We start from the raw sequence: 14,035 nt of genomic DNA, 5'->3' as shown, positions 1-14,035 counted from the left end.
TGGAGAAGAAGTGTTGCAGAGGGGTTTGAGTTCACCATGAAAGCTTTCCAAGGGATCACACACCCTATATCCAGCCCGACTTGGAGAAGAGCTGGTAGCCAGAAGCCGAAGGAGAATCAAGAAGCTTATGGGCATCTACAACTAACCGAAGAGAACCTAGAGTGCTGGCGTAAGACGATGCAGATCTTTTCAATTCTTAAAGCAACCTTCTGCGTAATCAACCTACCACCGTCCTTCAGCAGAACAGAAGAGAATGTGGAGAGGCTCCTAAACTTCTTCAAAGGAAGCAATGTAAACATAGGCATCGAATTCAGACACCCCAGCTGGTTCAAAGAAGACCAGCAGACAGCAGAGGACTTAAAGAAGATCGGCGCAGTGCACATAGTTGACCCACTGGTCTCCAAGCCGATTATAGAGACGAACATCCAATACTTCCGACTGCACGGACTCGGCTCCAAACCCTACATCTACAAATATAGTGATGATGATCTGAATAGGCTAAGCAGAATAGTTGAGGGGCAGAGCGCAGAAACCGTTTACGTCATGTTTAATAACATAACTATGCGTGAAGATGCCCAACGCTTCATCAAAATGCTCTAAACAGGTTGGAGGGTATGAACGGCTACCGAGACGAGAGGTTAAAGCGCATAAGATCAGAGCTCCAATCAGCATACACACTATTGAAGCAGATTGAATCATCAGGTACCATTGATGGAAAGAAGCTCGACCTATGGAGGGCGAGGTGTAGGCTCGAGCTCGCAATACTCTTGATTAAAATCTCGTCAGGTATTGATTATGAAGATAGGAGGGTAAGATATGCAGCAGAAGGGGGGCTGCGAAACACTCTTGCTAAAGCGCGAGAGTTTGTTGCTGACGCTTTAAACAGCATCCAGAGCACCGATGCTTTCGAGGTGTTAGAAAAGGTGAGAAAGGCAAGAGATCTATTATGGATGCTCGAAGCTAAAAGCTTTTAATCCTTTTCCTTCTGTTTCACAAGGTTCATTTCGCTGCCCTTAACTAGCACCCTATACTTCCTTCTTAATCCTTGTAGATAGAGGAATCTCTTTAGGTAAACCTTCAGCCTTCTAGCAGTCATCTCGCCTCTACTACCCTTACTCACCATCAGCTTATCATCTTGTACCGAAGCTTCCACACCAACACGCTCCTTTAGAAAACTCGTCAGGTTCTGAGCGAGGTCTTTAAGTTCGTTCATCTTAATCGTTACTGCCCTTTCTTCAGCCTTCTCCAGCTACACTTCACCTCTCCTGTCAATCATATCCTCAACATTAGGGCCTGTTCCTATAAGTGTTACCTTCACACCAGTTTCTTCCTCGATCTTCCTCACAAAGCTCTTAGCTTCGTCTGAGAGGTCTTCGAACCTCTTAACACCAGCATCACAGTTGAATAAAACATCTAACTTTGTTAGGGCGATTTGTGTGGCGCTGTTAAGGAGGCAAGCCCTTCGCGCTAACTTGAAGTTAAACGGCGCAGCCCTCCTCATCCTACCTGTGACAGTACCGAATTCACTCCAACCCCTTTTGACAACCTCCTCTGTAGGAAGCTCGCCTTCTAAGGGGCCTTCACCAACCCTCGTAAAGTATGCCTTAAAGACTACGATGACTTCGCCGACCCTAAGAGGACCTAGCCCTACGTCAGCGCAGGCTGCGGATGCTGTGGTGTCTTTAGATGTTACATATGGGTAGGTTCCGTGGTAGAGTGAGAGGAAGGTGCCTTGAGTACCCTCAACCAATACCCGTTTACCTTCATCCAAAGCATTGTTGACCTCACCAGCGACATCGGTTAAGAACTCTTGTAGAGCCGGTATCTCTCTAGCAACTTTACCTTTTCTAAGCACCCTATCTGCGTTCGCAGGACCTGTGCCGCTCCCTGTTGTCCCGATCTTCTCCTTTAGATGACCAGCCCTATCTCGTTGAATATGTTCCTCCTCAATAACGCCAGCTTGGAAGTCAACACCTAGCCGCCCTCTTACACCAGTTAACTCAACCTCCTCCAGCAGGAGCTGAGGATTAACCACAACCCCTGCTCCGATGAGCAGCCGCGTTTGCGGATTTATGAAAGCGCTTGGCACTAGTCTAACCTTGTAGGTTCTGCCACCAGATACTACAGTGTGTCCTGCGTTGGGGCCTACGCCTCCTCTGACAGCCACATCAACCTTATCCTTAACTGCTAAGTAGGATATCACTTTCCCCTTCCCTTCGTCGCCGAAAGCTCCGCCTACAATCAAGATCGCTTTTGACATACACCTAACCCTAACCTAACCCTCTAATAAACTGATTATCTACCGAACCTCCTATCACGCTGCTGATAGATTCTTATCGCCCTCATAAGATCGATCTTTCTGAACTCAGGCCAAAATATATCTAAGAAGACTAGCTCGCTGTATGCTGACTGCCAGAGGAGAAAGCCGCTGAGCCTCTCTTCACCAGAAGTTCTTATTATCAAGTCGGGGTCTGGGTGAGGTAAATGAGAGGTGTAGAGGTGCTGCTCTATCGTCTCAGCACTTATGGTAGAGGGGTCTAGCCTACCGGCCTTCACCTCTTCACATATCTTCTTCACCGCATCTACTATCTCACTCCTACCACCATACGCTAAAGCGATGTTGAGGAAGTGTTGATCGTAATCTGCTGTGTTCCGCTCGATGTCAGAAAGGAGGGAACGAATGCTTTGAGGCAGCAGATCCATCTTACCGATCCCCTTCACCCTAACCCTATACTTATGTATCCGCTCGTCCTGTAGTAGCTCCCTCAACTTCTCCTCGATGATAGCAAAGAGTTCGTCTACTTCTTCTTTAGGTCTGTTGAAGTTTTCGGTTGAGAACGCAAAGACCGTGACACTCTCTATCCCAAGCTTGTAACACCATTCAAGAAGGTTCTTTGCGTTTTCAGCACCAAAATAGTGACCCAGCTTTGTTGGTAGTGATTTCTCTCTTGCCCATCTTCTGTTTCCGTCTAGGATCAAGCCTATGTGCTTCGGCTTCTCCTTTTTTGATAGCTGGTGCTCAAGATACTTTTCGTATATTTTGTAGACGCCAAACACCTTAAGTAGTGTCTGCAGCAAGCCGGTCACCTGCGAAGCCTTTTGACAATAACATATTGGTAGACTAAGGAGACGACAAGAAACAGGATTGCTAAGCCGATTAGGAGGAGTGAGGTGAGGTAGGCTGGGCTGCCTCTACCTAAAAGAATTAGGGAGATCTGGGTCACGGGGAAGTATAGCAGCAGTAAGATAAGCAGGTTTGTAGCGGTTCTAAGAACCTTATAACTGTGCCTAATCCAATGGTAGAGGGCTGAACCAGCTAAATAAATACCAACCCCTATCCAGATCAGGTTAATGGTCTCTTGTAAAAACAAGCCTATGAGGTACGCACCGTATTCGAAGAAGAGCTCAGGTTGAACCATGATCTTAGCGTACTCTGGTGTGCCACTCACTGATGTGAAACCCACATATACTGCAGAGACTAGTATAAGCACAGCCGCAAGAGCGGAGAAGAATCTTAAGTAACCAGACGGTCTCATCTGAGTCAGAGCTGAGACGAGCTTATCTAAGTCGAAGCCCCGCGCAATAAAAGCCAGACCCAGTATAACTAAGGCAGCAGCGATAGCCTCAGTAGTCTTACCAAGCACCATTAGTATACCAAATGTCAAGAGAAGAAGACCGGGTACCCCTAAGAAGAACCTTGAATACCTTGGATCATACACTAACATTTTAAGGTACTTGGATAGGATCGCGTATGATTCCTCAACGCTCTCACTGTGCTTGATGACAACCCTACGCACAGATAAAATCGGCTTAAAGTTCTGCACAACCGGGATAACATACTCGTCTTCGGCCCCGTCTGAGACGAAGACTATACCGTCGACTTTATGTGAAGCGAGGATGCTCTTCGTCTCCTCCATTATCTTCCGATCTGCATCAATGCCCCTCTTCTGCGTACCAGCTACTACAGCGACCTCAACCGAATAGCCCTGCTGCAGCAGATCATCATACTCCTTGATGGCTGCGAAGATCGTGTTTGCGTCTGCTTCTTCTGGGTCAGCCAGAGCCAGCCTCGTTGCTGCTATTAGACACTTGTCTCTGCCTACGATAGGTGTTGCTAAACCGGTTTTTATACCTACATCGTCATCCCTATCAACACATAAGACAAGTAACGCGGGTTTGGCTCTGGCTTCCTCCAACCTTTTCCTAAAACCTTACTACTCTCTAATACTTAAGCGATTTCATCTTCAGAATTCAGAAGCAGCTTAAGTTCGCTCAACTCGACCTTCTTCCCTTCCAGAAGTCTGCTTCGAATATCTACCTTTAACCGGCTTATCTCCTGATCCATCTTCTCTTTTGCCTTCCTCGCTTCTTCTTGGCGTTTGGCTTCCACCAGCTCTCTTCGCTTCGCGAGGTTTGCTAGCAGTTTGGTCTGTAAGTTGTCTAGCTGCTGCTCCTTCTCTTGAAGGGATCTGTTCAGCCGCTCTAGCTCGCTTTGCAGACTTTCTCGCCTTTCAAGCAGCTTGGAGATAGCATCCTTCGTCGCCTCTATTTTCCTCTTCGCTTCATCGATCCTAGCTCTAACCTCCTTTAATCTCTCCGAAAGATTGGTCGATTCCACTGAGAGCTGCTTGAGCTTATCTAACGCAGCCTCCCTCTGCTTGATCTCCGCTTTTCTCAAATGCATCTCCTTTATCCTTAGCAGGAGAGCCTTCTCCTGCTCTCTGGTTAACCTCTCGGTCTGCAGCCTCCACTCTAACTCAGCTATAGCCCGCTCCAACTCTTCAGAAGTCTCCTCTTTATTGATTCGCCTCGCTGCGGCAATCTCTTTTCTGCCTGTAGCAAGTGTATGTAAGCTTTCTTGCATCTTGGCTCTAATCTGTTTACTTTCTTCGATCAACTGTCTTAACCCATTTAACTCATTATCTCTTAGATCCCTTTGCTCCTTGAGCTGATTGCTTATCTCTTTTAAGCTCGCTAAAACATTTCGCCTTTCCTCTTGTATACCTTTGATCTCCTCTATTAGCTTTCTCCTCTCATGTTTGAGGGAAGAGATCTCATCTTCTAAGACCTTTAGATCGGTGTGCACGTGGGATCCAGCCAACACCAAACTTCTCTAGCCAACCAGAATTAACTATTTTGGTACAATGCTAAATCTAAATTAATACCGCGTCGCCTATAATAAGAGGGTATTCCGTAGTTCAGAGGCGCATAAATTTGGCTAAAAGAATCTGGCTGCTAACAGGAGAACCCGGCTGTGGCAAGACAACAGCGCTAATGAAGATTGTGAATGCCGTGAGGGCAAGAGGCTACTCTATCGGTGGGGTAGTTGCTGCAGAAAAGAGGATTAGAGGAATTAGAGTGGGCTTCGAAATCGTCGACCTATTATCAGGCAGCAGAGATATCTTGGCCTCAGTAGAGCAGAAGATGGGACCCAGAGTAGGAAAGTATAGGGTTAATCTGAAGGCGCTATCAGATCTGGCAGCAAAAGCACTCATTGAAGCTGCGCGGAGCTGCGACTTAATCGTTTGTGACGAGATAGGGCCGATGGAAATGGCTAGCCCAGAGTTTCGCAAAGCGGTCAAGGAAGTTGTGGATTCTGGTAAGCCTATGGTTGGCGTTATACATAAACATATACGTGACCCTCTGGCTGATGAGCTAAGGGCATCGGCTGAGGTTGAGGTTGTAGAGATAGACATTTATCGCTCAGACGAAGCTACATCAAAGATCTTAGAGGCAGTCCTCAACCTACTGGGTGCAGGGCATTGAGTGAAAGATTAGTTGGTGGAGTCGACGACGCTGGCAGAGGATGCATCATAGGACCGCTGGTCTTGGCTGGTGTCGCGGTTGAGGAGAGCAAGTTAAGCAAACTTGTTGAGATAGGCGTTAGAGACTCCAAGACACTCTCGCCAGCAGCAAGAGCGAGACTCTACCCTCTCATCAAAGATCTTGCATACAAAGTTGTTTCAGTAAAGGTTCCACCCGAGGAGGTCGATAAGTATGTTGCGAGGAGGAAGAAGTTCATTAGGCTTAATCTGCTTGAAGCCGAAGCCGCAGCTAAGGTTATCGAGGAACTGGAGGCTGATCTGGTGTATGTGGACGCTCCAGACACCGACCCCGAACGATTTAAGAGGAATGTAGTTGCTCTACTTAGGAGGAAGGTCGAAGTTATATCAGAGCACGAGGCTGATAAGACATACCCTATCGTTTCAGCAGCCTCAATTATAGCGAAGTTTGAGCGTGATGCAGAAATCGCTAGGTTGCGTGAAAGGTATGGGGACTTTGGCAGCGGTTACCCAGCTGACCCAACTACGATAGCGTTTCTTAGAGACTGGTTGGCAAAGCACGGCGAAACGCCACCCTTCGCTAGGAAGACTTGGAAGACTTGGAAGCGTCTGGTTGATAGGAGACTGGGTTAGGTTACATCTGGCGCTGAAGCGATGAGAGAGCCATAAATACGTCTAGGGTCTTCTCAACCAACTCTGTTTGTGTTATTCTCCCTATTATCTTACCGCCTTCGGTTACGAAGAGCCTTCTCACACCCTTTGTCGTCATGAGTTGAAGGGCTTCGCCGAGTGGTCTATCCGCCTCAATCGTTATCAGGGGGCAGCTCATCAGCTTCTCCACAGGCGTCTTATTGGGGTCAAGGCCTTTAAGTATGCAACGCCTTATGAAGTCTCTTTCAGTCATCACGCCCACTATAACCCCTTTGTCGGTTACAACTACAGACCAGACTCCGTTATCGATCATCAGCTTAAGCGCCTCTATAGCTGGTCTATCTTTCTCGATCTTCACAAGCTTAGTATCCATCGCATCTCTAACCTTTACTGTAAGTGGAGCCAAACTCTCACCACACATATACCTTCGCCAAAACTCACATAAGTTCTTTACGCTACACTAAAAGGATGATGTTACGATAAGGCTTTAGTGCCTGGTGCTTTCGTTGGTTGTCATATGTCGTAACATCGTCCACTAAGAGTAAAGGTGGCAGGCCACATAGTTATTCTTAGATTTGGTTAGCTGAGGTTCCAAAACATCACATTTACCAGCTATAAAATGTGGGCAACGTAGATGAAACCTACAACCCGAGGGAGGGGCCATTGGGCTCGGCGGCTCTCCAGCCGGAACATCCCTATACTTCAACCTATTCTCAGGATTCGGGTCTGGTATAGCTGAAACCAGCGCTTGAGTATATGGATGTAGAGGCTCTTTTAAAACATCTCTCGTCGCGCCTGACTCAATAATCTTACCAGCATACATTATATACAGGGTTTGAGAGAAGTATTTGATCGTAGCTAAATCGTGGGTTATGTATAGGATGCTTGTTTCATACTTTTTCTGCAGAGTTTCTAGCAGACTCATAATTTCAACCCTAACAGAGGCGTCTAGCATACTTACAGGTTCATCCGCTACTATAAGCTTGGGTTTAAGTACCAGGGCTCTTGCTATTGCTACTCTCTGCCTTTGTCCGCCTGAGAGCATATGAGGGTGCTTTGATGCGAACATCTCGGGTGGCTCAAGTTTAACGTCGATTAACGCTTGGTTGATCATCTGCTTTATTTCTCTATAATCTTTTGTTATGTTGTGAATAGTTAGGGGTTCGGATAGTATACGCTCGACTGTAAAGAAGGGGTTTAGGCTGCCAAAGGGGTCTTGATATATTATCTGCGCCTCCCTTCTATACCACTTTAGCTCCTCTTCTTCCAAATTATCTATCCTCCTACCGTTGTAGTAGATTTCACCTGATTTGGGCTTGTATAGGCGAAGTATGGTCTTGCCTAGTGTAGTTTTACCTGAACCAGATTCACCGACAACAGCCGCAGATTCACCTCTACCTATATCTAAGCTTACACCATCAACCGCCTTGACGTAAAGAGGCTTACCCAATAATCCTCTGCTAACCTCAAACCAAGTTCTCACATCTCTTACTTCTACAAGCCGATTTGTTGACATCAAACCCTCTCCCACAGTAGACAAGATACATATCGGTCTTCTGAAAGCTTGGTAGGCTTTGGCTCATTAAGTCTACAAGCATCCATAACGAACGGGCAACGGGGGTGAAATCTGCAGCCTGTTGGTGGATAGGCTAGATCAGGCGGCGAACCTGGGATGAATTCGAGCTTCGCTTCCTCAAGAAGCTTGGGTGTCGCCGCCAGTAGTTTCTGCGTGTAGGGGTGCTTTGGGTCTGTTAAAACAGATCTTGCGTCACCCGATTCAACGATTTTGCCTGCATACATTACAGCTATGTAGTCACTGAGCTCGCTAGCTAATCCTAGATCGTGGGTTATGAAGATGTATGTAAGATTGAACTCATCTTGTAGCTTCTTCAGAAGGTTGATTATGTTTGCCTGGGTTATAACATCCAACGCTGAAGTAGGCTCATCTAAGATCAACAGCTTGGGTTTCATGCTCAAAGCTATGGCTATAACAACTCTTTGCTTCATGCCGCCGCTTAGCTCGTGGGGATATTTATCTATCAGCGTAGCTGGTAGTCTGACCAGCTCCAATAACTCAGCGGCTTTCTTCTGTGCTTCTGTCTTGCTCATTCCAGCGTGTAGTGTGAAGACTTCTGAAACCTGTTCTCCTACGCTAAGTACTGGGTTAAGTGAGTTCATCGCGCCTTGGAAGACCATGGCCATCTTCTTTAACCAAACCTCTTTGCTTAACTCGCTTTCCGGGAGACTCAGCAAGTCCTTACCTTCAAATATCACTTCACCTCTATATGTGTGTACATTTCGGGGTAGTATCCTCATTATCGCATAGGCCATAGAACTCTTTCCACAACCAGATTCTCCTACAATAGATAAGCAGCGGCCTTCCTTAAGATCTAAGCTTACGCCATCAACGGCTTTAACAGCACCTCTCCGAGTTCGGTAGTATAATGTTAAATCTTTTAGGGCTAGTATTGTATTCATTCTTCTCTCAACCTTGGGTTTAGGACTTTATCAAGTGAGTACCAGATTAAAGCGAACGCGGTACTGACAAGTACTATGAACATTGAGGGTATGATGATCCACCACCAGTACCCATAGTAGGCTGCTCCGCCTGAAAAGGCTTCGCTGATTAGCTTCCCCCAAGTAGGTAACGCGGGGTCACCTAATCCAAGGATGCTTAGACTAGCTTCTAGAAACACGTAGGCTGGTACTGAGACGGTTATGTTGGCGAATGTGTAGGGCAGTAACCTAGGTAATATGTAGAGGAATAGAATTCTGCGTCTACTTGCGCCGTAAGATTTTGCAGCCTCGATGTAGGGTTCTTCGCGGATTTGTAGTGCCATGCTTCTAACAGACTTTGTGACACCGCCGAATAGTGATAGGGCTATTACTGCTATAAGAAGGGTCCATATCGTAGTCTTGTATATGAATTGGATAGTTATTAGAAGAGATAGAAAAGGGAGCACGAGATACACGTCCGTGATTCTCTGTATGATTTCGTCCACTTTAGATCCGTAGTAACCACTTATAGCTCCGAATATTGCTTGGATAAGGGTTACTACAAATGCAGCTACTAGGCCGAATGCTAAAGCTATGGGTGCGCCCCAAACGATGCCGATGAATATATCTCTTCTCAGATTATCTGTTCCGCATAAGCCATAGACTACGCCTAGAAGATTTAGTTGGGCTTCAACGTTGAACCCTTTACTTTCTGATGTTGCTTCTACTATTAGTTCATAGGGTTTTGAGGGCTTAACATCGTGTGATTTGATGAGCTTAGGCGTACCTTCGATCAGAGATTTCTCGCTGGAGAATAGAGTAACACCAGTAGGGAGGTTATCTGCAACACCGATCTTTCTGAGATATGCTTGTATATTTGCAGTTACTTCTCTATCTATGTATGTGAATATAGTTTTAGATCCTGGTTCGGTGACTTCTCTTAGAAGCTCGATGGAACTGCCGTCTGGTCTAACCCATTTTAATGTGACTAGGGATCTCGCTTCACCAGCGATTTTTAACATGAGGTTCATTTCGGATGGAGGGGTATCATAGTCATAAACTATTCTTGCTCTAAGCTCTATCTTGGTACCGCTTGGCTGAAGCTGTTGAACATCCTTCTTGAAATCTTGGGGTTTAAGTATGATCGTCTTGGCTGGGTTTCCTCCAGTGAATAGAGTGGTCCATTCGGGTGCTGCGAGTCTAGGGTTATCAAGCCAAGCTTGTGGGTCATTCCATTTCTCGACGATGTTCGCTGGTGAAACCAAGGCGGCTAGTGATGTTAATAATATGAACGCTAGGATCACTACGCCTGTAAGACCGCTCTTTGAATGTATGATTTCGTGGATAACAGATTTTATGCCTATGGGTGCGCTGCTCATATTGATCAACCGATCTTTAATCTTGGGTCCACAAGGCTGTAGATTATGTCCAGTATCAGTACGGTGGCAACAAGTAGGTAAGCGTACATGACGGCAGCACCGATAACTACCGGGGCATCGGTAGATAGGATCGCTAAGTTGAGTAGATTACCGATGCCGGGCCAGCCAAAGACCACTTCAGTGATTATAGCGCCTTGCCAAGAGGCGATTAGAGCTAGAGCTACATTGGTTATTATGGGTGGTAGAGATGGTCTGAGAACATATCTTCTAAGAACCGTGCTTTCGGGTAGACCTTTAGCTTTGGCCATCGTCACAAAATCTTCTCCTATGGTTTGGATGACTATGTTTCTAGTGATATAAGCCCAAAAGGGGAATGAAGCGATAATCCAAGTGATTAGAGGGAGAACCATATGATACAGAACATCAAGAGCGTAAAGGAATGGGTCTGTTGGTGAAGGTACGCTAACAAATCCTCCGAAAGGGAAGAGCCTAATGTAGAAGGCGAAGAGGAGTAGAAAGATTATTGCGAAGAACCAAGGGGGTATGACACCTGTTATTACAGCAAGCATAGTCATAAGTCTATCAAATAATCCACCCGGCTTTCTAGCCATAGCTAAACCTACGAGGATGCCTAAAACACTATAGATTATTGTAGCTGTTGTGAAGAGCGCTACAGTAGCTGGAAGCCTCTCCATTATTATGTCTATGACTGCTCTTGAACCTGTATTACTTTTTATTACGAGGGCTTGCCCAAGCCTAAGAGTTAGCGCATCGACTAGATAGATGAAGCTTCTTACGATGAATGGTTGGTCAAGCCCTTTAGCGTGTATAGCTAATTCAATTCTCTGCTCCAACAGCTTCTCTCTCTCATCTTCGGGTAATCTGTTAAAAGATGGGTCTCTACTTAGAGTGGATGAAATATCAAACCTGATTTGGCTTGCTAGTATCTGATCTACGAGCCCCCCGCCATTTGCGATGATTACTGTGAGGTACGTAGCTACGATGAGTGTTATGGCTAGTAAGGAAGCCCTCTTCACAAGGTAGCTCTTCGATAACATTGGCACTACTATCAAATACTGAGCTTATTAAAGTTTAAATATAAAATAGTATTATGTTGGAGGTATGGCGAAAACTTCTTCCAAACTGCTGATTATAGGTTTCACAGCAGCCATTCTACTGCTACCATCCATAGTTCTACCTGCTGCAGCCCAAGCTGCGCCCAAAGGACCCTATGTTGACAAAATCATCTACTTTCAGCTACCGTCTGATGAGGAAGCTATAGCTAAGATTCAGACTGGAGAAGCCCATATGCGCTGGTGGGGTTTAAGAACCCTTGAAGCAGTTAAGAAAGCGCAGGAAGCTGGGTTAAACATACTCGAAGCGCCTTCAGGTGCGTATGACATTCTCGTAAACCCTGTTCCGTTCAGGGAGGGGTTTAACCCATTCTCTATACCAGAGATAAGGGAGGCGCTGCACTATCTGATAGATAGGTCTTTTATAGCGAATGAGATTCTTAAGGGGCTTGCGGTTCCCAGATGGACGCTACACAGATCTTTCTCACCAGATTACGTGCGAAACATAGTCTTCATGAAGAACCTTGAGACAAAGTATACCTACGACTTCGAGAAGGCCAAGATGATGATATTCGAAGCCATGGGTAAGGCTGGTGCTACATTCGAGGAAGGTAAGTGGATGTACCAAGGGAAGCCTGTTGTAATCAAATTCTCCATTAGGGTAGAGGATCTGAGGAAGTCTATAGGAGACTATATCTCAACACAGCTCGAAAAAGTCGGCTTTACAGTGGACAAGATGTACCAGAGGGCAGCCGTAGCTTTCAGAATAGTATACAGCGGCGACCCAGCCGAAGGCGCATGGAACCTTTATACAGAAGGCTGGGCTTACACCGGAATATCGGCATACGAGGACACCGACGCATACTTCTACTATGTCTCCCCAGGAACCGATGCGGTCCACACTGTCTACAAACCATCACCTCTACTAGTCGATGTCGCCACGAAGCTCAATGAAGGAAAATACGCCAACTTAGATGAGAGAGCCACGCTAGTTAGGGCGGCGAATGAGCTTGCATTAAAGGATGCGGTTAGGATATTCTTGGTCGATCAGCTTGAGCCATTCCCATACTCTAAATCGCTACAACCAGGGGTGTCAGACCTCTACGGCGGACCGTATGGTGTGCTATTTGGTCGAAGCATGAGGTTCGTAGACAGAGTTGGTGGGGAGGCGAAGATAGGTAGCAGGGTTATGTTCGTCTCAGCGTACCTAGCCATGCCAGGCTCAGGAGGAGGAACAGATATAGGCTTCAACTGGCTCTTCGACGGTTTGGTGTTCAACAACATATTCGACCCAGGTGTTTGGGTTCATCCACACACCGGACGCTACATGCCTGTACGCACAACCTTTACAGTGCAGACAGGAGGCGTGAACGTACCCGAAGATGCGTTGAAGTGGTCTTGGGAACAGAATAAGTGGGTTCAAGTGGGTAAGAATGTCACAGCAAAGAGCAAAGTCACCTTCACAGCGACTTTAGGCAAGTGGCACGACGGCACACCAGTAAGTAAAGAGGACATAATGATGTTCATATACGAGATACTGGGCATAGCCACGCCAGAAAGCCCGATCCACGATTCAGCAGCTATAGCACCAGGAGTCCAAACATTTACCAACACATTTAAGGGTATAAGGTGGCTCAGCGACAACACCTACGAAATATACCTAGACTACACCCACCCTGATGAGACGTTTATCGCAGCTCAAGCGGATGTCTTCCCCTATATGCCTTGGCAGCTCTACGCCCTTGTAAACTCACTCTACCAAGATAAGAAGGCAGCATTCTCAGAAACCACAGCGAAGGAGCTTGGGGTTACACAGATCGATCTAACTAAAGGCGATACACTACCTCTGCTAAAAGAATACCTCAATAAGCTGGCGCCCTCATATATTCACCCTGCGGTCAAAGATTTCGTAAAAGATCCTAGCCCAAGATGGAATGCTCTCAAAGCCTTCTCAGAGAAATACGGTCACTACCTCGTTATGAGCGGCCCATTCTACATAGAAAGAGTCGACCCAGTCGCAGCCCAAGTCATATTAGCAGCCTTCAGAGACTACCCCTACACAGCGGATAAATGGGACCATCTGCTGAAGCCCAGAGTACCCTCAATTTCTGTCGAAGTGCCAAAAGAAGTTGTGCCAGGACTACCAGCACTAATTAACGTAACGAGCACAGTAGAAGGTAAACCCTACAGCGACGTCAACATGCAGTATGTCCTCGAAGACCCAAGTGGCGCTGTTGTGGCTTCTGGCTCAGCAACAGCAAAAGCACCAGGGCTATTCACAATAGAACTTACAAAAGAAGCCACAAGCAAGCTCGTAGCAGGCATACACAAGCTTACAGTAATAGGAATAGGTGCAGAAGCAGCCTTAGCAGCCATCAAAACAACACCACTCAACGTAATACCACAACTCGAATTTATACTCAAAGAAGTTGGCGGGGAAGTCGGTGGGGTTAAAGAGGAAATTTCAAAGAAGATAGAGGGTGTACAAGCAGGCTTAGCCGACGCCCTTAAAACAGTAGCTTCGGGAATAGACAAAACAAGCACAGCCGTAGCAGATGTTAAAGCAGCTTTATCAGAAGTCAAGTCAGCAGTTACAGACCTAAAGAGCACACAGACAACCACAAGCCAGAGACTCGAAAGCACACTAGCATCC

Annotated in this window: 15 protein-coding genes; 5 read left to right on the top strand and 10 right to left on the bottom strand. The window is 46.4% G+C overall.

Annotated elements, in window-relative coordinates; genetic code table 11:
• Window positions 1-600, top strand: a 600-nt coding sequence (locus tag HA494_03655; GenBank protein ID NHV96864.1) for a DUF72 domain-containing protein, incomplete at its 5' end; no start/stop codon positions are given.
• A gap of 14 nt (window positions 601-614) precedes the next feature.
• Complete coding sequence (locus HA494_03650) at window positions 615-974, top strand: hypothetical protein (protein ID NHV96863.1); 360 nt, start codon at window positions 615-617, stop codon at window positions 972-974.
• On the opposite strand, the gene HA494_03645 is transcribed toward HA494_03650, so the two are convergent.
• Genes HA494_03645 through HA494_03625 form a run of 5 tightly spaced genes read right to left on the bottom strand, consistent with a single transcriptional unit; the run spans window position 971 to window position 5,101 of the window.
• Window positions 971-1,213, bottom strand: a complete 243-nt coding sequence (locus HA494_03645; protein ID NHV96862.1) for a hypothetical protein — start codon at window positions 1,211-1,213, stop codon at window positions 971-973. The two genes, HA494_03650 and HA494_03645, sit on opposite strands and share 4 nt — an antisense overlap.
• A 36-nt stretch (window positions 1,214-1,249) precedes the next feature.
• Window positions 1,250-2,260 carry an adenylosuccinate synthetase gene (locus HA494_03640; GenBank protein ID NHV96861.1) on the bottom strand — a complete coding sequence of 337 codons (1,011 nt, stop codon included), beginning with the start codon at window positions 2,258-2,260 and terminating at the stop codon, window positions 1,250-1,252.
• A 35-nt stretch (window positions 2,261-2,295) separates the two neighbouring features.
• Window positions 2,296-3,057 (bottom strand): di-trans,poly-cis-decaprenylcistransferase, encoded by a 762-nt coding sequence (gene uppS / locus HA494_03635; GenBank protein NHV96860.1) that lies wholly within the window; start codon window positions 3,055-3,057, stop codon window positions 2,296-2,298.
• A gap of 26 nt (window positions 3,058-3,083) precedes the next feature.
• Window positions 3,084-4,196 (bottom strand): DUF373 family protein, encoded by a 1,113-nt coding sequence (locus HA494_03630; protein NHV96859.1) that lies wholly within the window; start codon window positions 4,194-4,196, stop codon window positions 3,084-3,086.
• A 32-nt stretch (window positions 4,197-4,228) separates the two neighbouring features.
• Window positions 4,229-5,101 carry a hypothetical protein gene (locus HA494_03625; protein ID NHV96858.1) on the bottom strand — a complete coding sequence of 291 codons (873 nt, stop codon included), beginning with the start codon at window positions 5,099-5,101 and terminating at the stop codon, window positions 4,229-4,231.
• 113 nt (window positions 5,102-5,214) lie between these two features.
• Between HA494_03625 and HA494_03620 the strand changes: the two genes are divergently transcribed.
• Complete coding sequence (locus HA494_03620; protein ID NHV96857.1) at window positions 5,215-5,766, top strand: NTPase; 552 nt, start codon at window positions 5,215-5,217, stop codon at window positions 5,764-5,766.
• Window positions 5,763-6,416, top strand: a complete 654-nt coding sequence (locus HA494_03615; GenBank protein ID NHV96856.1) for a ribonuclease HII — start codon at window positions 5,763-5,765, stop codon at window positions 6,414-6,416. The genes HA494_03620 and HA494_03615 overlap by 4 nt, the downstream gene beginning before the upstream one ends.
• A 1-nt stretch (window position 6,417) precedes the next feature.
• On the opposite strand, the gene HA494_03610 is transcribed toward HA494_03615, so the two are convergent.
• From HA494_03610 to HA494_03590, 5 genes are all read right to left on the bottom strand, one after another.
• Complete coding sequence (locus tag HA494_03610) at window positions 6,418-6,855, bottom strand: CBS domain-containing protein (GenBank protein ID NHV96855.1); 438 nt, start codon at window positions 6,853-6,855, stop codon at window positions 6,418-6,420.
• Between the two features lie 114 nt (window positions 6,856-6,969).
• Window positions 6,970-7,950: an ABC transporter ATP-binding protein gene (locus HA494_03605; protein NHV96854.1), complete on the bottom strand. Its 981-nt coding sequence runs from the start codon at window positions 7,948-7,950 to the stop codon at window positions 6,970-6,972.
• On the bottom strand, window positions 7,950-8,912 hold the full coding sequence (locus tag HA494_03600; GenBank protein NHV96853.1) for an ABC transporter ATP-binding protein: 963 nt from the start codon (window positions 8,910-8,912) through the stop codon (window positions 7,950-7,952). The genes HA494_03605 and HA494_03600 overlap by 1 nt, the downstream gene beginning before the upstream one ends.
• Window positions 8,909-10,309: an ABC transporter permease gene (locus HA494_03595; GenBank protein NHV96852.1), complete on the bottom strand. Its 1,401-nt coding sequence runs from the start codon at window positions 10,307-10,309 to the stop codon at window positions 8,909-8,911. The genes HA494_03600 and HA494_03595 overlap by 4 nt, the downstream gene beginning before the upstream one ends.
• Before the next feature lie 5 nt (window positions 10,310-10,314).
• Window positions 10,315-11,382 (bottom strand): ABC transporter permease, encoded by a 1,068-nt coding sequence (locus tag HA494_03590; GenBank protein ID NHV96851.1) that lies wholly within the window; start codon window positions 11,380-11,382, stop codon window positions 10,315-10,317.
• 49 nt (window positions 11,383-11,431) lie between these two features.
• Here HA494_03590 and HA494_03585 point away from each other — a divergent pair.
• A partial coding sequence (locus tag HA494_03585) for a hypothetical protein (GenBank protein NHV96850.1) occupies window positions 11,432-14,035 on the top strand: 2,604 nt, incomplete at its 3' end.

It is taken from the genome of Nitrososphaerota archaeon, assembly GCA_011605775.1.
In the GTDB taxonomy this organism is placed as follows: domain Archaea; phylum Thermoproteota; class Nitrososphaeria; order Nitrososphaerales; family JAAOZN01; genus JAAOZN01.
Note: the sequence above shows the minus strand (reverse complement) of the source record. Positions and strands in the feature narration are given on the sequence as shown.